The sequence below is a fragment of the Mangrovicoccus ximenensis genome (assembly GCF_003056725.1).
Lineage (GTDB): Bacteria > Pseudomonadota > Alphaproteobacteria > Rhodobacterales > Rhodobacteraceae > Mangrovicoccus > Mangrovicoccus ximenensis.
On sequence record NZ_QBKZ01000017.1, the window covers coordinates 217,517 to 238,461 of the forward strand.

At 67.8% G+C, this 20,945-nt stretch carries 14 protein-coding genes, 6 pseudogenes and 1 riboswitch; of the genes and pseudogenes, 10 read left to right on the forward strand and 10 right to left on the reverse strand.

Annotation, left to right across the window (positions count from 1 at the left end; all coding sequences use genetic code 11):
• Positions 1-33 precede the first annotated feature (33 nt).
• The 4 genes and pseudogenes from rsmA to C7T91_RS24760 form a co-directional block, all read right to left on the reverse strand.
• A pseudogene (gene rsmA, locus C7T91_RS24750) lies at positions 34-759 on the reverse strand (16S rRNA (adenine(1518)-N(6)/adenine(1519)-N(6))-dimethyltransferase RsmA); the annotation flags it as partial.
• Between the two features lie 91 nt (positions 760-850).
• Positions 851-1,048: pseudogene (locus tag C7T91_RS40015) on the reverse strand (4-hydroxythreonine-4-phosphate dehydrogenase PdxA); the annotation flags it as partial.
• A pseudogene (locus tag C7T91_RS40020) lies at positions 978-1,529 on the reverse strand (4-hydroxythreonine-4-phosphate dehydrogenase PdxA). The pseudogenes C7T91_RS40015 and C7T91_RS40020, both read right to left, overlap by 71 nt.
• A 208-nt stretch (positions 1,530-1,737) precedes the next feature.
• Entirely contained in the window at positions 1,738-2,442 is a 705-nt protein-coding gene (locus tag C7T91_RS24760; protein WP_108262121.1) for a peptidylprolyl isomerase, read from the reverse strand.
• Between the two features lie 191 nt (positions 2,443-2,633).
• Here C7T91_RS24760 and C7T91_RS31860 point away from each other — a divergent pair, with 191 nt between their 5' ends.
• Positions 2,634-2,816 (forward strand): hypothetical protein, encoded by a 183-nt coding sequence (locus C7T91_RS31860; protein WP_145963011.1) that lies wholly within the window; start codon positions 2,634-2,636, stop codon positions 2,814-2,816.
• Between the two features lie 141 nt (positions 2,817-2,957).
• On the opposite strand, the gene C7T91_RS24765 is transcribed toward C7T91_RS31860, so the two are convergent.
• The 3 genes from C7T91_RS24765 to C7T91_RS24780 all read right to left on the reverse strand — a co-directional run bounded on the left by C7T91_RS24765 (position 2,958) and on the right by C7T91_RS24780 (position 7,967).
• On the reverse strand, positions 2,958-4,286 hold the full coding sequence (locus tag C7T91_RS24765) for an LPS-assembly protein LptD (RefSeq protein ID WP_108262123.1): 1,329 nt from the start codon (positions 4,284-4,286) through the stop codon (positions 2,958-2,960).
• 336 nt (positions 4,287-4,622) lie between these two features.
• Positions 4,623-5,657, reverse strand: coding sequence for an LptF/LptG family permease (locus C7T91_RS24770; protein ID WP_108262125.1), 1,035 nt, complete (start codon positions 5,655-5,657; stop codon positions 4,623-4,625).
• Between the two features lie 357 nt (positions 5,658-6,014).
• Complete coding sequence (locus C7T91_RS24780) at positions 6,015-7,967, reverse strand: bifunctional 2',3'-cyclic-nucleotide 2'-phosphodiesterase/3'-nucleotidase (protein ID WP_108262129.1); 1,953 nt, start codon at positions 7,965-7,967, stop codon at positions 6,015-6,017.
• A 262-nt stretch (positions 7,968-8,229) separates the two neighbouring features.
• On the opposite strand from C7T91_RS24780, the gene C7T91_RS24785 reads away from it, so the two are divergent.
• Positions 8,230-11,139 (forward strand): hypothetical protein, encoded by a 2,910-nt coding sequence (locus tag C7T91_RS24785; RefSeq protein WP_145963012.1) that lies wholly within the window; start codon positions 8,230-8,232, stop codon positions 11,137-11,139.
• A 61-nt stretch (positions 11,140-11,200) separates the two neighbouring features.
• Here the strand turns inward: C7T91_RS24785 and C7T91_RS24790 are convergent, their stop codons facing one another.
• Entirely contained in the window at positions 11,201-11,440 is a 240-nt protein-coding gene (locus C7T91_RS24790; RefSeq protein WP_108262133.1) for an Lrp/AsnC ligand binding domain-containing protein, read from the reverse strand.
• Positions 11,441-11,574: 134 nt separating this feature from the next.
• Between C7T91_RS24790 and C7T91_RS24795 the strand changes: the two are divergent.
• Positions 11,575-12,629 (forward strand): annotated as a pseudogene (locus C7T91_RS24795) (leucyl aminopeptidase); the annotation flags it as partial.
• A gap of 184 nt (positions 12,630-12,813) precedes the next feature.
• A riboswitch (cobalamin riboswitch) is annotated at positions 12,814-13,028 on the reverse strand.
• A gap of 44 nt (positions 13,029-13,072) precedes the next feature.
• Here C7T91_RS24795 and C7T91_RS24800 read toward each other — a convergent pair.
• Positions 13,073-13,639 carry a DNA-3-methyladenine glycosylase I gene (locus C7T91_RS24800; protein ID WP_108262246.1) on the reverse strand — a complete coding sequence of 189 codons (567 nt, stop codon included), beginning with the start codon at positions 13,637-13,639 and terminating at the stop codon, positions 13,073-13,075.
• Between the two features lie 96 nt (positions 13,640-13,735).
• On the opposite strand from C7T91_RS24800, the gene C7T91_RS24805 reads away from it, so the two are divergent.
• The 7 genes and pseudogenes from C7T91_RS24805 (at position 13,736) to C7T91_RS24835 (ending at position 18,872) form a co-directional block, all read left to right on the forward strand.
• Positions 13,736-14,563 carry an EAL domain-containing protein gene (locus C7T91_RS24805; protein ID WP_108262135.1) on the forward strand — a complete coding sequence of 276 codons (828 nt, stop codon included), beginning with the start codon at positions 13,736-13,738 and terminating at the stop codon, positions 14,561-14,563.
• A 182-nt stretch (positions 14,564-14,745) separates the two neighbouring features.
• Positions 14,746-15,921, forward strand: a complete 1,176-nt coding sequence (locus C7T91_RS24810) for an acetyl-CoA C-acetyltransferase (RefSeq protein WP_108262137.1) — start codon at positions 14,746-14,748, stop codon at positions 15,919-15,921.
• A 115-nt stretch (positions 15,922-16,036) separates the two neighbouring features.
• Positions 16,037-16,759, forward strand: a complete 723-nt coding sequence (gene phbB / locus C7T91_RS24815) for an acetoacetyl-CoA reductase (RefSeq protein WP_108262139.1) — start codon at positions 16,037-16,039, stop codon at positions 16,757-16,759.
• A 121-nt stretch (positions 16,760-16,880) separates the two neighbouring features.
• The gene (locus C7T91_RS38720) at positions 16,881-17,120 is read left to right on the forward strand and encodes a hypothetical protein (RefSeq protein ID WP_201742250.1); all 240 of its coding nucleotides are present in this window, start codon (positions 16,881-16,883) and stop codon (positions 17,118-17,120) included.
• 409 nt (positions 17,121-17,529) lie between these two features.
• Positions 17,530-17,784: a hypothetical protein gene (locus C7T91_RS24825; RefSeq protein ID WP_108262141.1), complete on the forward strand. Its 255-nt coding sequence runs from the start codon at positions 17,530-17,532 to the stop codon at positions 17,782-17,784.
• Positions 17,777-18,172, forward strand: a pseudogene (locus C7T91_RS38110) (alanine racemase); the annotation flags it as partial. The gene C7T91_RS24825 and the pseudogene C7T91_RS38110, both read left to right, overlap by 8 nt.
• Positions 18,173-18,197: 25 nt before the next feature.
• Positions 18,198-18,872, forward strand: a complete 675-nt coding sequence (locus C7T91_RS24835) for a dihydrodipicolinate synthase family protein (protein WP_108262143.1) — start codon at positions 18,198-18,200, stop codon at positions 18,870-18,872.
• A gap of 976 nt (positions 18,873-19,848) precedes the next feature.
• Here C7T91_RS24835 and C7T91_RS24840 read toward each other — a convergent pair.
• A pseudogene (locus C7T91_RS24840) lies at positions 19,849-20,859 on the reverse strand (FUSC family protein); the annotation flags it as partial.
• Between the last annotated feature and the right edge of the window lie 86 nt (positions 20,860-20,945).

Sequence of the window (20,945 nt, forward strand, 5' to 3'; positions counted from 1 at the left end):
CGCGCGATCGAGCGCCAGTCCGGCAACGAGCGGGTCCTTCAGCGACGAGCGCAGCATCTTGCGGCGCTGGTTGAAGGCCGCGGCGACGACCTTCGACAGGCCTTCGGCCGGGGCCGGATAGCGCGGCTCGGGCAGGGCGGTGACATGGACAACGGCCGAGTTCACCTTGGGCGGCGGGGTGAAGGCCCGCGCGGGCAGGTCCATCACGATCCGCGCCTCGGCGCGCCACTGCGCCAGCAGCGCGAGGCGTCCGTAGGCCTTCGACCCCGGCGCCGCGACGATGCGCTCGGCCACCTCGCGCTGGAACATCAGCGTCAGGCTCTGCCAGAGCGGCGGCCAGGTCTCGGGCGTCAGCCAGCGCACCAGAAGCTCGGTGCCGACATTGTAGGGCAGGTTGGCGCAGACCCGGATCGGACCGTTCAGATGCGCCGCCCAGTCGACCTCCAGCGCGTCGCCCGAGATGATCTCGAGCCGCCCGGGATAGGCCTCGGCGATCTGCTGCAGCGCCGGCAGGCAGCGCGTGTCCTTTTCGATCGCCACCACGCGGCGCGCGCCCATGGCCAGGAGGCCGCGGGTCAGCCCGCCCGGTCCGGGGCCGATCTCCAGCACGTCGCAGCCCGTGAGGTCGCCCGCCGAACGCGCGATCTTCGCGGTCAGGTTCAGGTCGAGGAGAAAGTTCTGCCCCAGCGATTTGCGCGCCGAAAGCCCGTGCTCGGCGATCACCTCGCGCAAGGGCGGCAGGCTGTCGATGCCGCTCACGCCGCTTCCNCTCCGCCNCGGCCATCTCCCAGGCGAGGCGCAGCGCCGCGATGGTCGAGGTCGGATCGGCGGTGCCGGTTCCGGCGATGTCGAAGGCGGTGCCGTGATCCGGCGAGGTGCGGATGAAGGGCAGGCCCAGCGTGACATTGACGCCGCCGGCGAAATCGACGGTCTTGATCGGGATGAGGGCCTGGTCGTGATACATGCAGATCGCCGCGTCATAGCGGGCGCGTGCCGCCGGGTGGAACATCGTGTCGGCCGAGGACGGCCCGGNAAAGGTCGAGCCCATCGGCGCGCAGGCGGTCGAGCACGGGCGAGATCATCTCGATCTCTTCGCGGCCCATCGCGCCGCCTTCGCCGGCATGGGGGTTCAGCCCGGCGACGGCGAGGCGCGGTGCGGCGATGCCGAAATCGCGGGCGAGCGNCGGCGGCAGTGATGCGTATGGTGTCTTCCAGCAGCTCGGCGTTCAGNCGCCTGCGGCACCTCGGCGACCGGAATGTGGATCGTCACCGGCACGACGCNGCAGCTCGGGCGCGGCCAGCATCATCACCACGCGGTCGCTGCCTGCGAGATGGGCGAGGTATTCGGTATGGCCGGGATAGGCGAAGCCAGCCCCGTCCTTCAGCGCCTTCTTGTGGATCGGCAGGGTGCAGACGCCCCCGGCCTTGCCTTCCTGCACCAGCCGGACGGCCCGCGCGATCGCCTCGATCACGCCGATCGCGTTCTTCGGATCGGGGNCGGCCGGGCACGGCGTCCCCGGCGAAATCATGGCGCAGCACGGCCAGGCTGTCGGCAGGCTNCCAGAGCTTCGGACGGGTCGGCGATCTCGTGCCAGCGCGCGCCCTCGGGCAGGTGGCGCGGATCGCCGATCCAGAAGAACGGCAGTTCCGAGGCCAGCCGGGCCTGCGCCAGCAGCGCGAGTTCCGGACCGACGCCCGCGGGCTCGCCGCAGGTCAGGGCAATCGGGGCAAGGGCCATCACATGCGCTCGATATAGGCGTTGGCGCGCAGCTCGGCGAGGTAGCCGGCGGCCAGGTCCTCGAGCTTGCGCCCGAACAGGCGGCGCTGCAGGTCGTCGCGGCTCAGATCCGCGCCTGCGATCGGCGTGCGCGCGCAGAGCATCACGATGGCGGAATTGCCGGGCAGGACCGCCAGTTCCAGCGGGTCGAGCCGGTCGACCGCGCCGCGTACGCCCGCGGCGGTCTCGGCGCGCGGCTCGGTCACGTGCTCGATCCGGGTGCGGTCGGGGTCGGACACGAAGGAGTAGAGCGAGTCGCAGGTGCTGACCTGCGGCTTCAGCCGCGCCATCTCGGCGGCGGCGGCGCCCTGCGGGGTGCGCACCAGCATGTAGTCGAGCTCGACATTCTGCATCACGCCGGGGCGCGAGTCGCGCAGCCCGCGTAGCTGGAACAGCGCGATCGCATCGACATTGGGCAGCGGCAGCGGCGGGGTGACATCGCCCGGCGCCATCGACAGGAAGACCGGCGCGATCTGCTCGGGCAGATCCGACAGCGGCATCCAGCCGAGCGATCCGCCATTGCCGGCCGAGGGCGAGGCGGACAGTTCGCGCGCGGCATCCGAGAATTCGCCGAAGGTTTCCATGCGCTGGATTGCATCGGCCTGCTCGCGGACCAGACCCGCGGTTTCCGGCATCAGCGGCAGCACGATTTCGGCAAGCTGCACCTGGACCGAGCCCTGGCCGGTGCCGAGCGCGATGGCGCGGTCGATTTCCTCGTCGGAGACCCGGGCGCGCGAGGCGAAGCGCGAGCGGACGACTTCCCGCCAGGCGGTGCCGGCACGGACGAAGTCGCGGAAGGTCTCGGGCGAGACGCCCTGCTGGCCGATCGCCGCGATNGAACTCGTCGGGGGTCAGGTTGGCGCGGGCGGCGAATTCCTCCATCGCCGCCTGCAGCTGCTCCTCGGTCATCTCGACATTGCCGCGCCGCGCGGCGGCCAGCTGCAGCCGTTCGTCGATCAGCGCCTCGGTGACGCTGTCGCGGGACACGCCGGGCTGGCGCAGCACGGTCAGGAACGCCAGCCGCTGGTCGATTTCATAGCGGGTGATGACGCTTTCGTTGACGCGCACCACCGGGTCGAAGGCGGACTGCGCCTCCGCAGCCGGGGCCAGTGCGCCAAGGCCGAGAAGCAGCGCCGCGCCGGCGCTCCGCAGGACATTTATCAGCATACGCTCTTCCTTATCATGAACACCGGCCCGTGCGCGGGCGGTTCTGCGCTCCGCCCGTGCCGAAACCGGTCAGCGACACGGTCAGGCCGTAGGAATAGGTCGGTTCTGCGCCGTCGCTGTTTCTAAACCGCCGGTCGCCGGAAAGATCAACCCTGACGCATTCGTTGCTCCAGCTCAGCCCCAGCCCCGCGCGGGTCGTGCGCGACGAGATCAGGTCGCGGCGCAGGTCCATCTCGGCGCTCCAGCTGTCGCTGATCTCGTAGCTGCCGTCGAGGGTGATCTCGCTGAGATCCTCGTCCTGGCTCAGCGCCTCGTCCTCGATCTGCCAGACATAGCCCGCCGCCAGGTCGAACTTGGCGGAAATGTAGCCCAGCCGCAGCTCGTTGAGCGTCACCGAGCCGTTATCGGCGATCAGCGCCAGGTTGCGCAGCGTCAGGCCGGCGTAATCGACCTCGATCTGGGTCAGCCAGTCGGACCGCTCGCCGCCGAGCCCGGTGCCGGGGGTGAAGCCGCTTTCGCTGTCGCGGCGCAGGATGCGCCCGCCGGTCAGTCCCAGCGTCCATCCCGACGGATCGAAGCGCTGCCAGCGCAGCGCCAGGTTGGCGCGCAGCCCGTCCTCGACCCGGTCGAGCCCCGGATAGCGCTGGTAGCCGAGCAGGTTGCCTGCATCGAAGGCGGGCTGGGTGCTGTCGTCATTGGGGCTGTCGATGTCGTAATCGCCGACCCAGACCGCCTGGGCCATCGGCTCCAGCAGGTAGGAGACGCCGTTCTGCCCGGCCTTCTTCATCGGCAGCGAGGCGGTCAGCGAGGCGCCGGGGGTCAGCGCCGACTGGTAGCTCTCGTAGCGGCTGTCCTCGACGATGTGCTTGACGTCGCCGATGGCACGGGCATCGGCCGCGATCCGGATGCCGGGGCCGGCGGTGATCTCGTTGCCCCAGCGCAGGAAGGCGCGGCCATGGGCCATGTCGCGGCCCTCGATGTCGGTGTCCGAGGTGCGTTCGTGGCCATGGCCGATCAGCGAGAAATCGACATATCCCGGCAGGCCGGANCACCTGCCAGCGCCGGTCGTAGCNGGGCATTGCCGACCAGNCGTCGGGATGGNTGTCGTTGTCCTCNGTCGTCGCGCAGCGANGTGATGCACCGTGACGCTGCCTTCGGCGCGGCTGTCGCCGACGATGCGGGTCAGCCCGATCCGGTTCTTCAGCCGGTCCGCGCCGGAATAGTCGTAGTCGTTCAGATAGGTGTCGTCGGTGACCAGCTGGATGCGGAAGCTCAGCTCGGTCTGCCAGGGCAGGGCGAACTGGCCGGTGCCGAACAGGTAGGCGCGGGTGCCGGGTTCCACCGNTGTCCTGGGTCACCGCGCCGTTGAACTCGATGTCGCCGTTGACGAAGGCCTGGCGGTAGCGGCCTTCCAGCGTCTTGGTCTCCCTGCCGGAGAAATCGGTCGCGTAGAACGGCGTGAAGGTCAGGTCGGCATGGTCGCCGAGCGGCACGAAATAGGGCAGCTTCACGCCGTTGCCGTAGAGGCTGGAGCTTTCGATCGAGGGCACCATGAAGCCGCGGGCGCGCTCGACCCCCGGCTCGGGCGTCGAGATCGCCGGCAGGTAGGCCACCGGAATGTCGAAGATGCGGAACTGGGCGTGCTGGAAATAGATCCGGCGGCGTTCCTCGTCATGGATCACCCGGCGCGCGCGGATGTGCCAGAGCGGCGTCTCGCCGGGGCTGCAGACCTCGCAGCTGGTGGCAATGCCGTCGCGCAGGTCGGTGAAGCGGCCCTGCTGGCGCTGCGCCGAGCTGGCCGCGATCTGCACCTGCTGGCCGAGAATGATCCGCACGCCCTCGACGATGCCCTCGCGCAGGTCGGCAGACAGGTCGGCNGGCATCGGCGATCACCAGCGTCTCGGGCCCGTCGGTCNAGGGTGATCGGCCCCTCGACGGCCAGCGTGTCGTTGGACTGGTCATAGGTCAGCCGCGAGGCGGTCATGCGGATGCCGTCGGCGAAGACCTCGACCGAGCCTTCGGCGGTCAGCACGCTTTCCGCCTCGACGATCACGGAATCGGCGACCAGCGTGACCGGGCCTTCCTGCGCGGCGGCCGGCTGGGCGGCGGCAAGCGCGAAGGCCGTCAGCGCAGCGGCGAGGAAGCGGCGGGACCGGACGGCAGGTCCGGCGGAAAGGGGGGCGGTGTCCAGGGTCATCCGTCCTCGAAATGCAGGAGCGCGGCAAGCGCAAGGCAGATTGCGGCGATGGAGGGGCTCCAGACGGCGAGCGCCACCGGAAGCTGGCCGCTCTGGCCCATCAGCTGGGCCAGGTTGGCGATGAAATAGACGAGGAAGCCCGANAAGGACGGCCAGCAGGACCATCAGCCCGGTGCGCCCCATCCGCGTGTGGCGCAGCGTGAACACCGCGCCGATGAAGACCATGGCGACGAAGCTCAGCGGCCGCGCCAGCTCGGCCTGCATCCAGACGATGTGGTTTCTCGCCGAGAATCCCGCCGCCTCGAGTTGGCGGATGAAGGCCGGCAGCGCCCAGATCGAGATCGAGGAGGGCGTGCCGAAGCTGTCGCGGATCTGCTCGGGCGTCAGGTCCGAGGGCAGGAGGTAGCTGTCATGCGTCTCGGCGGCGGCCTCGGGGATCTCGTCATTGGCGAGGTCCCAGACCTTCGCGTCCTTCAGCTGCCAGCCGCCCGGGGTCAGCGCGGCTTCNGGCGGCATTGATGCGGTAGACCGGCGTGCCCTCGGGGTCGAAGCCGTAGAACACCGTGTCGTAGAGCACCGTGCCGTTGAGATTGGTGCGGGTGGCACGGATCGCGGTCTGTTCGTCGTCGANTGCCCTGGCGCAGCCACAGCCCCTCGCGGCTGACCGACAGCTCTCGATCGGTCTCTGGGCGGTCGCCATCATCGGCTTCGTGCTGCCGCTGGTCATCGGCGCGCGCGTCAAGGCCAAGATGCATGCCCGCCGCGACGAGGAAGGCGCCATCTCCGACTGACCACGGCGCGGGGCACCCTCCCCCCCCCCGGCCCCGCGCGGACGCCCCCCGGAGACCAGCCCTCCGGGGGGCGCATCCGTTTTCAGAGCTGGATGCGGTAGCGGTAGAACCCGCCCTCGGCCTCGCCGACCGGCGCGATCCGCACGCCCTCGACCTTCTGCGCGAAGTCCCGCCCGGCCGGCCCGGTATCGAAGACCACGCTGGTGCCCGCCATCGGCGCGAAGGACCAGTTGCCGTCGGCTTCGGGGCTGACCGTGCCCTGATCGACGATATAGCGCACGATCACGTCGCGGTTGGTGTCGGGCGCCTCGAAAACCACGTTCTCCTGGGTCGCTCCGGGGAAGTTGCCGCCGCCGCCCGCGCGGTAGTTGTTGGTCGCAACGATGAACTCCTGCGCCGGATCGATCGGGGCGCCGTTGAATTGCAGGTCGGCGATGCGGCTGGCCTCCGGGTGCTCGAGCTCGCCCTTCGGCCCGTATTTCGAGGGCTGGCTCAGGTCGATCCGGTAGCTCACCCCATCGATCACGTCGAAATTGTAGCTGGGGAAATCCGGGTTCAAGAGCGGCGCGTCCTTGGCGCCCGGCGCCACCTGGTTGAACATGCCCGCGCTGCGCTCCAGCCATTCCCTGACCGTGGCGCCGTCGATCTTCACCGCGCGCACCGTGTTCGGATAGAGGTACAGGTCCGCCACGTCCTTGATCGCGATATCGCCCGCGGCCACGTCGGTATAGTAGTCCGGCCCGCCGCGGCCGCCCGACTTGAAGGGCGCCGCCGCCGACAGGATCGGCAGCCCCTCCCATTCGGTGCCCCGCATCATCTGGGCGATGTACCATTCCTGCGCCTGCGAGACGATCTGCACCGAAGGGTCATCGGCGACCAGCGCGAAATAGGAATAGAGCGGCGCGTCGGTCTTGCCCACCGGGCGCCGGATGTAGTCGAGCGTCGCGGCATGGGCGGTCTCGACCGCTTCCAGCACCGCAGGCACGCTTTCCACCGTCGGGGTCACCGTGCGGTCCTCGCCGCGCAGGTAGATCGGCCGCGCCTCGCAGCGCGCCTCGGCGATGGTCCAGCCGCTTTCGCCGCGCTCCAGCAGCAGGTCGACCAGCCCCATATGCGAGCCCCAGAACCCGGCCATCACCGCGGGCTTGCCGTGGATCGTGCCCGCCGCGGCATCGACCGCCTCGAAGCCCTCGAAATCGGCGCCGGGGAAAACGAGGTGGCTATGGCCGGTGAAGATCACGTCAATCCCCTCGACCGCGGCCAGCGGCACGGCGGCGTTTTCCATGCCGGGCTCGTGTACAGCAGACCCGATGCCGGAATGGCAGAGCGCCACGATGATCTCGGCGCCCTCGGCCTTCATCACCGGCACCCAGGCTTCGGCCGCCTCGACGATGTCGCGGGTCTCGACCTTGCCTTCCAGATGGCCGCGGTCCCATTGCAGGATCTGCGGCGGCACGAAGCCGATCACGCCGATCCGGATCGGCTGGCTTTCGCCCGAACCGTCGACCAGGTCGTGATCGAGGATCACATAGGGCGGCAGCAGCGTCTCGTCCTGATCCGGCGTCTCCCCTTTGGCGGTCACCACATTGGCCGAGACCACCGGGCAGGCCGCCCCCTTCAGCGCCGCGTCGAGGAAGGGCAGGCCATAGTTGAATTCATGGTTGCCGAGAGTCGCGGCATCGACGCCGAGCGCATTGAAGGCGTCGATCGCCGGATGGGTGCGCCCCTCGCCCATGCCGCGCTCATAGGCGATGTAGTCGCCCATCGGGTTGCCCTGCAGGAAGTCGCCATTGTCGAAAAGCAGCGCATTCGAGGCCTCGGCGCGGATCTCGCCGACCAGCGAGGCGGTGCGCGCCAGGCCCACCGTGTCGACCGGCTTGTCGGCATAGTAGTCGTAGGGGAAGACATGGACATGGATGTCCGTGGTCTCCATCAGCCGCAGATGCGCCTGGTTCGACTGCGCCCGCAGCGAAAAGGGATGCAGCGCGACGGCGGCACCGGTCGAGGCAAGGAAGGTTCGGCGGGTCAGGCGCATGGGGGCTCCTCAGTCGGAAATCGCGGCAGTCCCGGTGCGGCCCGGAACCTGCCGCAGACTCCCCCTTCCGGACGCGCCTGTCCAGTGACGCTGACGCCACAACCGGGTGATGCCGCGAACTGAACCGAACGGGTAAATTCAAATTTGAATAACTTGATGTGAATCATGCCCGTCCGGCGGCAGCGGGCGTTAGATTCGGCTGCGCATCAGGCCGCGGCAATATCGCTGCGGTGCGCAGAAGGGACGAGGGGGGGATAGGACAATGGCAACCTATGCATCCGCACTACATACATTTTCGGTCAATGACCTGACATCGACATTCTCGGGCGTGCAATATCCGGACGACATGTCGATGCTCGACAGCACCGGCTCGGTCGTGGTGCCCTATGTCGACCATGACGGCGACATTCTCTACGGCATCGACAGCGAATTCGGCTTCTACGTGAACGATTTCATCGGCGCCGAAGAAAAGGAACTCGACGGCGACTACGGCGAAGGGTACGCCGGCAACATCTACGACATCGACGGCAACACGGTGGGTCTGGCGGTGCATAACGCGCCGACCGACGAGTTCCTGTCCGGCGCGCCCTTCGGCACATGGTCCATGGGGCTCGGCGGGACACTGGTGAAGGCCTCCACCGAGCATTACGCGACCATGGTGTCGGTGCTGTCCGACCAGGCCTATCCCGATGACCCGAACGCGCTCGGCCCGCTCGACAACGACCTCAAGCTGCTCGACCTGAAGCCGGACGAACTGGGCGCCTTCGAGATGGGGCCACTGCACGAGCTCTATCTCAAGGAGGTCGTGACCGCGCTGCAGAGCGCGATGGACAGCACGGATCCCAGCCTGAACGCGGTGATGGCCGATCTCGACTTCGACCGCGACGGGGTGATGGACACCTACCGCATCACCAAGCAGACCGTGAAATATGACGCCGATGGCGACGGCACTGCCGAGGACATCCTCGTGGGCGCGGTCGATCTGGGCAATGACGGCACGATCGACGTGCAGGACAAGTGGCTGAACGGCTATGGCGGCGATGCCGACATCGCCGACGTGCTGGAAGCCAACGAGTCGAGCGTCACCTACAACATCGCCTACGGCCAGGACTATTCCGTCACCGTGAAGGATGACGGCAAGCTGCTCTACCGCTGGGGCGAGGCCGTGAAGCGCCCGAACGACGTCCGGATGGAGGCCAATATCGCGCTGCCCGAGGAATGGACGCGCGACGAGGACGGCAACGGCGTGGCCGACAGCCTGGAAGACGGCTCCGGCGGCTTCGTGGTCACCAAGGCCGAGCTGGTGGTGACCCACACCATCACCAACAATCCCAATGACCAGATCCGCCCGGAAGACTTCGAGAACGAGGCCGCCATCGGCCGCCTGCCCTCCTACTATGTCGTGACCGACCCGGACGACGCGTCGAACACGCTCTGGGTCTCGCCGGTCGACAGCTATGACGGCACCGGCACCGCGCTGCCGAGCTACTTCAAGCTCGACGCCGCCGGCCATATCGACATGTCCGCGGGCGGCACCGCCGTCCATGATCCCGACGGCGTGCTGGTCGGCTACCGCAACGAGGATGCCGAGGGCAACGCGGTGGGCACCGTTCTGCGCGACCTGTCCCTGGCAGCGCTTGCCGCTGCGGCGGATCTCGACTTCTCGACCGCCGACATGGAGCAGGGGCTGACCGCCGCGTGGTACACCACGATCGACCGCGAGCCGTTCGAGTGGTCCTATGACGTCTATCCGGACAATCCCTTCGCGAATGTCTACGAAAGCTTCCGGACGCCGGAGGATGCCGCTGCCGCGGGCTTCCATGGCGATGCGCTGGTCTCCGGCCCGCGCTGGCGCCTGACCCCGAACAAGTTCGGCCAGGATCTGCCGGGGCTGGAAATCCCGCTCGAGGAGAACAGCGAGCCGCCGTTCCAGTCGGACAACATCAAGTATGACACCGGCGAGCTGACCACCACGACGCTGAACCTGCTCGACTGGGCGGGCGACTCGCCGCTGGCCGCCAGCGCAGGCTGGATGACCATCGATCCGGGCACGCTCGACGTCGATGCAGACGGCATCATCGATGCCGGCTGGTCGATGGTGAACGGCACGCTCGGCGCGGGCGATGCGCTGCCCGGCGGGCTGATCCTCTCGGCGGTGACGCCGAACGGGGCGGTGCTGGAACAGAACTTCCTCGACACGGCGCTCTACGTGAAGGGCGACCAGCAGGATGCCGCCAAGCTCTACGACATGCGGCTGAACATCGAGTACCAGCCGGCCGGCACCTATGTCGACGCGGAGTCGGTGATCGGCACGGTCCAGAAGGTGACGCTGAACCACAACGAGGTCACCGTCGACTTCCAGGGCGGCGCGATGCTCGACAATGCGGTGGTCTTCGCCACCCCGGCCACGCTGAACGGCAGGGCCGCGGCAACCGTCGAGTTCACCGAGATCACGGAAACCGGCGTGTCGATGTACCTGCAGGAACCCGAAGGCTATGACGGCGTGCATGTCCTCGAGGACGTCACCCTCCTGGCGCTGGAGCAGGGCGTCTGGCAGCTCGATGACGGCAGCCTGCTGCAGGTCGGCACGACCGAGTTCGAGGGCGGCGCCACCGATGTCTTCCACCAGGTCTATTTCGACACGGCCTTCGAGGAAGCCCCGGTGCTGATGCTCCAGGTCCAGACCGACAATGGCTGGCAATGGGACATCGTCCGGGCCGCCGACATCACCGAGACCGGCTTCAGCTATGCGATGCAGGAATCGGAAGCCTCGGACAGCTGGCATGCCCGCGAGGTCATCGGCTGGGCGGCCCTCGACGCCGCTGCGGCAGACGGGCTGGTGGACTGGGGCGTGGTCGATGCGGAGGCCTTCTCGACCGGCCGCATCTTCGACAGCGAGCCCACGCCCTGGAGCTTCGCCGAAGAGGTCGGCACCGACCCGCTGGTCGCGGCCATCCTGACCAGCTTCGCCGGCCAGGACCCCGCCAACCTGCGCATGGCGCGGATGGAGGATGACGGCTCCGCCGCCACCGCCTGGTTCGTCGCCAGCGAGGAGACCACCTACGACGCCGAGACCGCGCACAATGCCGAGACGATCAACGGGCTCGCCTTCGCAAGCGAGGGCCTGCTGGCCGGCACGGCCTATGGCGTGGACGAGCTGATCTTCGCCTGACCACTGCCAGGACCGGAAACCGGGAGGGGCGGCCGCGTGCCGCCCCTTTTCCCTGCGCGGCCTACCAGGGCCGGAAGGTCACGATGGTATGGGTGCGCTCGATGCCGTCGATGCCGAGGATCTGCTCGTTGATGAACTTGCCGATATCGGCGTCTTCCGGCGGGTAGAGCTTCATCAGGAGGTCGTATTCGCCGCTGGTCGAGTAGAGCTCGGAATGCAGTTCCTTGAGCGCGATCGCATCCGCCACCTTGTAGGTGGTTCCGGGGCGGCAGCGGATCTGGATGAAGAGCGCCTGGGTCATGTGTCCTGTCCTTCCTGTATGCGGCCGGCCGCGATGCAGATGCGGCCCGGCCCCGCGCCGCGGCGGCGCCTGCCTCCCTCCCCTAGCGCAGGATCCGCCCGCCCTGCCAGCGCCTTCTCGCCCGCATTGCCCCTGCCCGCCCGGAGGCAGGTTCGGCCATCGCCCGCGCCAAGGGCATCAAGCCGGTGCTGGTGCTGGCGGGCGCGCTGCCGCATGCCGCCGAGCTGGCCTTCGGCCTGGCGCTGCGGGCCTATGCCTATGGCGACATGAAATCGAAGGCGGCCGAGCCGCAGGGGCCGGTGACGGTGATGGTCTCGAAGCCCGAGGCCGTGGCCGCAGCCGCGAAGGACCAGGCGGCGGTCTGCGAGGGCGTGTTCTTCGCGCGCGACCTGACCTCGGCTCCCGCAAACGTGCTGGGCACGCTGGACTTCGCCGCGCAGCTCGAGGCGATGGAAGAGCTCGGGCTCGAAATCGAGATCCTCGACGAGGCGGCGATGGAGAAGCTCGGCATGCGGCTGCTGCTGGCCGTCGGCCAGGGCTCGGCCAGCCCGTCGCGCGTCGTGGTGATGCGCTGGAACGGCGGCGGCGACGAGGCGCCGCTGGCGCTGGTCGGCAAGGGCGTGGTCTTCGATACCGGCGGCATCAGCCTGAAGCCNCGCCCAGGGCATGGAAGAGATGACCATGGACATGGGCGGCGCGGGCGTCGTCTCGGGGGTGATGCGGGCGCTGGCGCTGCGCAAGGCCAAGGCCAACGTGGTCGGCCTGGTCGGCCTGGTCGAGAACATGCCCTCGCACATGGCGACGCGCCCCGGCGATGTCGTGACCTCGGCCCAGGGCCTGACGGTCGAGATCAACAATACCGATGCCGAAGGCCGCCTCGTGCTCGGCGACGTGCTCTGGTACGCGCAGGAGACCTTCAAGCCGTCGGCGATCATCGATCTGGCGACGCTGACCGGCGCGGCGATCGTCGCGCTCGGCAACGAGATGGCGCCGACCTATTCCAACGATGACGNGCTTCGCCGAGAGCTTCCTCGCGGCGGCGAAGGCCGAAGGCGAGGGTGCCTGGCGGATGCCGCTGGCGCCGGGCTACGACCGGATGATCAAATCCTCGATCGCCGACATCAAGAACAGCGCCGGGCGTCCGGCGGGCTCGGTCACCGCGGCGCAGTTCCTGCAGCGCTTCGTCCGAGCGCCCCGCCAGAGCGGCCGCGCCGCTTTCCTTCGCCGTCTGCCAGGCCATCTTGGCGGCAATGCCGAAGCCGCCGAGCGCCGTGACCACCGAAAGGCCAAGTTTCGCGCCGTTCACGACGCCAGGTTCGATATGCATGTCTCTGTCCTTTCCGCACCCGCCGTGCGGCATGAGTTGGCGCCCCTCGCGGGGCCTTCCGATGGCAGGTCTCCTGACTCGCGGCCCTCGCCTTCCCCGCCTTCCCGGACCTGTCGGGGTCCAGTGGCTTCCTGGGGTCGGCCGCCGCCTACAGTTGCGGGGGCAGTCACGGATTCGGTCCCTGATGGGTACGCCTGACCGTGTTCCCTTTCTCATCCCGCTTGCCTGGGGCGCGCGGGAACCATCGGCGCGGATAATGGCGCGAAACACGCATGCAAGTAAAGCGTTCTCTGCGCCGCAGCGCGTCAGCTGCCACCAAGGTCGCGATGCCGCGGACAGCTTGCGACATGGTCGTTCACCAGCCCGCAGGCCTGCATCCAGGCATAGGTGATGGTCGGCCCGCAGAAGCGGAAGCCGCGTTTCTTCAGGTCCTTCGACAGCGCCCGCGACTCGGCCGTCTCGGCCGGAACATCCGCCATCGCGGCGCGGCCCGGCTGCAGGACATCGCCGCCGGTGAAGCTCCAGCAATGATCGGAAAACGCCTGCGGGCTGCCGAAGTCGAGATAGGCGCGGGCATTGCCGATCGTCGCCTCGATCTTGCCGCGGTGGCGCACGATCCCGGCATTGCCCAGAAGCCGCTGCACCTCGGGCTCGCCCCAGCGCGCGATCACCTCGGGCTCGAACCCCTCGAAGGCCTCGCGGAAGGCCTCGCGCTTCCTCAGGATGGTGATCCAGGCAAGCCCGGCCTGGAACCCGTCGAGGACCAGCTTTTCCCACAGCGCGCGGCCGTCGCGCTCGGGCACGCCCCATTCCGTGTCGTGATAGGCCACATAGAGCGGATCCTCGCCGCACCAGCCGCATCTGCCGTCCATGATCATCTCCCCTGCTGCGCAGGATTTAGAACATTCATGGAACTTAAGTCAAAATTAAAGCTCCGCGCGCAGGATTCCCTCCGGAAGGAGAGCGTCATGGCACAGAAGAACAGGGCGCAGGCACAGGGGCAGGACCCGCTGGACATCGCCGCGGCCGAACGCGACCGCAACACGCTGGCGATGGTCCGCCAGGCGCTGGAGCGGCGCAACGCGCTGCTCGCCTTCCAGCCGGTGGTGCAGGCGCGCCAGCCCGGCAAGCCCGCCTTCCACGAAGGGCTGATCCGCATCCTCGACGAAACCGGCCGGATCATCCCGGCGCGGGATTTCATCGACGTGGTCGAAAGCCAGGAACTCGGCCGCAAGATCGACGCGCTGGCGCTGGATCTCGGGCTGCAGGAACTGGCCAACGAACCCTCGCTCCGGCTGTCGATCAACATGTCGGCGCGCTCGATCGGCTACCGCCCCTGGACGGAAACGCTGGAACGCGGCCTGGCCGCCCATCCCAGCATCGCCGAACGGCTGATCCTGGAAATCAGCGAAAGCTCGGCCATGCTGGTGCCCGACCTCATTGCCGTCTTCATGGGCGAGATCCAGGCCAAGGGCATCGCCTTCGCGCTGGACGATTTCGGCGCGGGCTACACCAGTTTCCGCAACCTGCGCGATTTCTACTTCGACATGGCGAAGATCAGCGGCGATTTCGTCCGCGGCGTGGCGGCCAGCCCCGACAACCAGGTGGTTATCCAGGCCATGGTCTCGGTCGCGCAGCATTTCGACATGTTCACCGTCTGCGAGACCGTCGAAAGCGGCGAGGATGCCGCCTTCCTGGCCGCCGCCGGGGTCGATTGCCTGCAGGGCTACCATTTCGGCGCGCCGACCGTCCGCCCGCCCTGGCGCCCGGACATCGAGCGCGCCGCGGCCGGCTGAGCCTGCAATTCGCGCCAGATCGCGCCAAACAGCCCCCGAGGGGCGCATATCCGCCCTTCACAAGCCATCGTGAGGCGACATGAGACCATCTGTCCGTTGCCCCCGCCCTGTCTCTCTCCCTAAGCAGAATACGTCGGTCCGGGTTCGACCCGGGCTCAATCGGAGAAGGGGGAGACCTACTCATGACCGGTATCGTAATCGCATCGGCTGCCCGCACCGCCGTCGGCAGCTTCCTGGGGTCTTTCGCCAACACCCCGGCCAGTGACCTTGGGGCCGCCGTGATCGAGGCCGTCGTCGCCCGCGCCGGCATCGACAAGGCAGACGTGTCCGAAACCATCCTCGGCCAGGTGCTGACCGCGGCCCAGGGCCAGAACCCGGCCCGCCAGGCGCATATCAAGGCCGGCCTTCCGCAGGAAGCCGCCGCCTGGGGCATCAACCAGGTCTGCGGCTCGGGCCTGCGCGCCGTCGCGCTCGGCGCACAGCACATCATGCTGGGCGATACCTCGATGGTCATCGCGGGCGGCCAGGAGAACATGTCGCTGAGCCCCCATGCCGCCGCGCTGCGCCAGGGCCAGAAGATGGGCGACATGAAATACATCGACACGATGATCAATGACGGCCTGTGGGACGCGTTCAACAACTACCACATGGGCCAGACCGCCGAGAACGTCGCCGAAAAGTGGCAGATCAGCCGCGAGATGCAGGACGAGTTCGCCGTCGCGTCGCAGAACAAGGCCGAAGCCGCCCAGGCCGCAGGCAAGTTCGCCGACGAGATCGTCCCCTTCCTGATCAAGACCCGCAAGGGCGACATCACCGTCGATGCCGACGAGTACATCCGCAAGGGTGCCACCATCGAGGCGATGCAGAAGCTGCGCCCGGCCTTCGCCAAGGACGGCTCGGTCACCGCGGCCAACGCGTCGGGCATCAATGACGGCGCCGCTGCCGTTCTGCTGATGACCGCCGCCGAGGCCGAGAAGCGCGGCATCGAACCGCTCGCCCACATCAAGTCCTACGCCACCGCCGGCCTCGACCCGTCGATCATGGGCGTCGGCCCGATCTACGCGTCGCGCAAGGCGCTGGACAAGGCCGGCTGGAAGGTCGACGACCTCGACCTGATCGAAGCCAACGAAGCCTTCGCCGCCCAGGCCTGCGCGGTGAACAAGGACATGGGCTGGGATCCGGCCAAGGTGAACGTCAATGGCGGCGCGATTGCCATCGGCCACCCGATCGGCGCCTCGGGCTGCCGCGTCCTCAACACGCTGCTGTTCGAAATGAAGCGCCGCGACGCCAAGAAGGGCCTCGCCACGCTGTGCATCGGCGGCGGCATGGGCGTTGCGCTCTGCGTCGAGCGCCCCTGATCCGCGTCGGCCGGAAACATGGCGCGCCTGCTCCGGCAGGCGCGCAGCCCGGCAGCCGTCCTTCGGGATGCGGCCGGAGCGAAAAACCAGCAAACCCTAGGAGAGAGGGACGAAAATGGGACGAGTAGCACTGGTCACCGGCGGGGTGCGCGGCATCGGCGCGGCAATCTGCAAGGCACTGGCCGCCGAAGGGTACACGGTTGCCGCAACTTACGCGGGCAATGACGCCGCCGCCAAGGAATTCAAGGAAGAGACCGGAATCGCGGTCTACAAGTGGAACGTGCGCGACTACGAAGATTCCAAGGACGGGATCGAGCAGGTCGAAGCCGAGCTGGGCCCGATCGACGTCGTCGTCGCCAATGCCGGCATCACCAAGGACGCGCCGTTCCACAAGATGACCCCGGAACAGTGGAACCAGGTCGTCGACACCAACCTGACCGGCGTCTTCAACACCATCCATCCGGTCTGGCCGGGGATGCGCGAGCGCGGCTTCGGCCGGGTCATCGTGATCTCCTCGATCAACGGCCAGAAGGGCCAGTTCGGCCAGGTCAACTACGCCGCCACCAAGGCCGGCGATCTGGGCATCATCAAGTCGCTCGCCCAGGAAGGCGCCGCCAAGGGCATCACCGCCAACGCGGTCTGCCCGGGCTATATCGGCACCGACATGGTGATGGCGATCGACGAGAAGATCCGCGAGAAAATCGTCGCGGGCATCCCGGTCGGCCGCCTCGGCACGCCCGAGGAAATCGCGCGCTGCGTCTGCTTCCTCGCCTCCGACGATGCGGGCTTCATCAGCGGCTCGACGATCTCCGCCAACGGCGCGCAATTCTTCGTCTGAGCCTGCCCGCCCCGGCGGACAGCGCAGGGCCAGCCTCCGGGCTGGCCTTTTTCATGGCCGGGCAGGCTCTGCGGCCCCGCGGGGGATTTACCCCGGACGCCGCCTCGCCTAGCTCTGGGACATGATCGAGTCCCTCACCCATCACGAGCTGCGCCTCTGCCTGGAATGGCAGGTGGAACTCGGCATCGACGAGGCCATCTCGGAAACGCCGGTCAACCGCTACGAGCTGGCCGCGGCGGCGCCCCGCCCTGCCGCCCCCGCCGCTCCGGCGGACCGGGGCACCTGGCGCGGGCGGACAGCGGGCGGTGACGCGCCACCGGTCCGAGCGCACCGCGAGCGGCGCGGATCGTCCGGGCCTTGATGAAGAGCGGAGAGACCTGCCGGGCTCCGGCCATGGCGGCGCAAGGCCAGCCATCGGCCGCGAGACGTCGGAGCGGAGGGCCAAGAGCAGCTTGGCGCAACGGTCGCGAGACAGGACCGGACAACCAGGGCGCAACAGAGTGCCATCGAGCACGCGGCGCTGATTTGGACGTTCGGCATCTCTCTCGGACCGATGGCGGCCGGATCGTGTCTGCCCAGCTCGACCGGACCGCGAGTGAGCAGGAGCTGCCGCCGTCTTCACCATGGGCCTGCACTGCCGCCCTCCCGCGGCGTTGCAGGGCAACGTCGCGGGAGGGGCTGCGCGTGCTTGCGCCACGCATGGCAAGGACAGGACATGGCGAAGATGGCGGATCATGCCATCGGCATCGACATCCCAGACTCCCGTCCCGATGCCTTCCGCCTCGGGGAGGGCGGCCTCGACCCAGCGGGCGTTCTTCGGCGCGGCCGGCTGGCTCGATGCGCCGGTGATCCCGCGCACCGCGCTCAGCGAGGCGCAGGGGCCCTGCATCGTCACCGACCCGGATGCGACCACGCTGGTGCCGCCCGGCGCAGTGGCGAAGGTGACGGCAACCGGCAGCCTGGAGATCGTGCTCGCCGCGAAGACGGTCGCAGCCGCGGAAGAAAGACAGGAAGAAAATGCCTGAACCCGGCTACGACATCCCGGCGCGGATCGGCGATCCGGTCGAGGCCATAGCCACCCCGGCTCTGATCCTCGATCTCGACCAGCTGGAGGCGAATATCGACCGGATGCGCGCCGATGCGGAACGGCTTGGCGTCGATCTGCGCGCGCATGCCAAGATGCACAAATCGGCCGATATCGCGCGGCTGCAGATGACCCGCGGCGGGGCGGTGGGGGTCTGCTGCCAGAAGGTCTCGGAGGCCGAGGCGCTGATCCGGGAGGGCATCACCGACATCCTCGTGACCAACGAGGTGGTGGGCCGGGCGCGGCTCGCCCGGCTGGCCAAGCTCGCCCAGATGGCGCGGATCGCGGTCTGCGCCGATCATCCCGACGCTGTCGCAGCCCTGTCGCGGGCCGTGACGGAGGCCCGCGCGGCGGGTGCTCGACGTGACGCTGGAGGCGGTGGCGGGCCGCGTGCCGGTGATCGCGGGCATCCTGTCGCCCGGCCTCGGCGACACGCTGGAGGCGGCCCGCGCCTGCGAGGCCGCGGGGGCCGACATGCTGATGGTGGTGACGCCCTATTACGCGCGGCCCACACAGGCGGGCATTGTCGACTATTACAAGGCCGTCTCGGACGCCGTCGCGCTGCCGCTGATGCTCTACGAAATCCCCTACCGCACCGGCATCGACCTGGCGCCGGAAACGGTCGAGGCGCTCGGCAACGAGACGCGGGTGACCGCGATGAAGGCCTGCTCGCCCAGCCTGCCGCAGCAAATGAAGGTGGTGGAGCTTGCCGGCGGCAAGATCGACATCCTGACCGGCGAGGAGAACGTCTATCCGATGCATGTCGCGATGGGGGCGAAGGGCGGCGTGCTGGCGACCTCCTGCCTGTTCCCGCGGACCTGGGCGCTTTTGCACCGGCTGGCGGCGTCGGGACAGATGGCGGAGGCGACCGCGCTGCACCGGCGGCTGATGCCCGTGGTCTCGGCGCTCTATGCCGAGCACAATCCCGTGCCGCTGCGCGCCGCCCTGGAGATCCTCGGCCAGCCGCAGGGCGCGCCGCTGCCGCCCTTGCCCAATCAGGTCATCGACCGCAGTCGCGGAAATCTCTAGGATCGCCTCGCCGTTGTCCAGATCGATGATCGTCGGGATATCCAACGTGAGCAGGGTCGGCGCAGTCGTATCTGCGGTGGCTGGAGGCTCGCTCGTTTCGAGGCTTCCGATCTGTATCTCGGTATTTATGCCAAGCGCCTTGAGCTCGCTGGTTTCATAGGTTCTGCGATTCCCTACGAGATCTTCCACTGTCGCGCTCGCGACTGTCAAAATTCCTGTCTGGGAAGACAAGCTGACGCTATAGCTGGTTGCAACCTCCCCAAAACTCCAGCCTCCGCTGGACGAACTGGAGGAGCGTGAGGAGCTGGAGACTGCTCCAGATGCGAGCCCACCGAAAGCGAGACTGATCGAACGAATTCCGGAATAGTCATCCCGAGCAGTCGCGCTGATTGAGAAACTGGCATAGCCGGAAGTTGCTTCCGGAAGAACTGATGGCACGATCAGAGATTGCAGGGTTGGTGCGGTAGTATCGTTATCGAATATCATTGAACTTTTCAGCCATGGAGCACCGACATCACGACGAAAGATCAACATATCTCGTTATCGTGATGGCAAATCAAGAGAAGTGTCCATATGTAAACTAATAGTTTTGGCGTGAACAATCTGTGGGCGGCCCGCGATCTCACTCTGCGGCAATCTGTAACATTATGTGCACAGAAAATTAATGCCGACAACGTCCCGAACCTTCGTTCGCCATTTGTAGAACGTCGATGCCATTCCTTTCTCGACGGCCGCTTTGGAAAATTCGTGACGGGTGCCTCAACACTTTCAGTGAGCTCATGTGGTGCAAGATTCGTTCCGCCGTGAAACGGGAGCATGGGTTTGGCCATTTCCCAAAGCAACAGTCCGGAATGGGGCTCTCAACAGCCTTGCGGCGGCGCAGGAGCGTAGCGCTGGCGCGCGGTCGTGCGTCTGATGATACCATGTCAAGTCGAGGATTGGAACCTGCCGCTCGCCGTCGGAGCTATGGCTGAATTTAGGTGACGCGGCTTGATCGGTCGAGCATCCGCGCGGTCATGAGGTCGGGATCGGCCCGGCGGACACCGCGGGCGACGTCGATCACCACGTCCCATCCGGCATGCAGCAGCCGCCCCGCGCTCTGCTCGGCGCTCACCGCACGCACGGTGGCCATGGCGATGCCCGCGGCCGCCACGCCGATGAAGCTGGCGATGCCTGCGCCGACGAAGGGGCTGAAATTCATGTGGACCTGGTTCGAGAAGGTCATCATGTAGATGAAGTTCACGCCGATCTGGAAGCCGGTGAACCAGGTCCCCGGCGTCGACAGCAGCACGCCGCAGGGCAGCAGCAGCAGCCCCAGCGCGGCCGCCAGCGGCAAGAAGCCGTCGATCATCGGCAGGATCGCGAACTGGTAGAGCAGCGCCAGCCCGAAGGCCAAGAGCATCAGCGGGAAGATCTTCTTCAGCGCCGGGGTCGGGTTGTCCATCATCGCCAGCACGGTGCAGAGGATGCTGGAGATCTGCACGGCGCCGACGCCATAGGACCAGCCGGAATAGATCCAGAAGGTGCAGGTCAGCAGGATCACCGCGACGAGGGCAAGCGCACAGCGCAGAGCCATGCCGAAATCGGTATGGCCCGAGGGCGTGCCGCGGTAGCTGGCCGAGAGCACATGGCGCAGCTGGTGGGTCTCGCCGGTGGCGATGTCGGAGCGCAGGACCCGGCAGTCGAGCCAGACCTCGACGAGGTTGCGCAGCCGCCTTGCCAGGCGCAGCTGCAGCAGGTCGTCCCAGCCGGCAGCGCCGGTCTCGAGGCGGTCGATCTCGGCATCGAGATCGGCGAGCAGAGCATCGGCCCCGGCAAGCCCTTCCGCATCCGGCAGCTCCAGCCAAGCCCCGACCCGCCGCGCCAGCGGCGAGCGGCGCTCCGTCCCGTTCAGGCTGCGCGCCGACAGGAGGTCGTCGATCTCGGCGAGCAGCGGCAGGACCTTGACCATCCGGTGCTGCAGCGCCTGCATGCGCTCGACCCGGTCCTGGCCGCGGCGCCTGCGGGCGCCGCGCTGCGGGCGCGCGCGACATTGCGCCCGCCCGACTCACGGCTTCGTGATCGGCAGGATGG

Coding starts and splice junctions, on each gene's coding strand:
- C7T91_RS24780 (WP_108262129.1), bottom strand. CDS start 7,967: ATGCGCCTGACCCGCCGAACCTTCCTTGCCTCGACCGGTGCCGCCGTC.
- C7T91_RS24785 (WP_145963012.1), top strand. CDS start 8,230: ATGGCAACCTATGCATCCGCACTACATACATTTTCGGTCAATGACCTG.
- C7T91_RS24790 (WP_108262133.1), bottom strand. CDS start 11,440: ATGACCCAGGCGCTCTTCATCCAGATCCGCTGCCGCCCCGGAACCACC.
- C7T91_RS24800 (WP_108262246.1), bottom strand. CDS start 13,639: ATGGACGGCAGATGCGGCTGGTGCGGCGAGGATCCGCTCTATGTGGCC.
- C7T91_RS24805 (WP_108262135.1), top strand. CDS start 13,736: ATGGCACAGAAGAACAGGGCGCAGGCACAGGGGCAGGACCCGCTGGAC.
- C7T91_RS24810 (WP_108262137.1), top strand. CDS start 14,746: ATGACCGGTATCGTAATCGCATCGGCTGCCCGCACCGCCGTCGGCAGC.
- phbB (WP_108262139.1), top strand. CDS start 16,037: ATGGGACGAGTAGCACTGGTCACCGGCGGGGTGCGCGGCATCGGCGCG.
- C7T91_RS38720 (WP_201742250.1), top strand. CDS start 16,881: ATGATCGAGTCCCTCACCCATCACGAGCTGCGCCTCTGCCTGGAATGG.
- C7T91_RS24825 (WP_108262141.1), top strand. CDS start 17,530: ATGCCTTCCGCCTCGGGGAGGGCGGCCTCGACCCAGCGGGCGTTCTTC.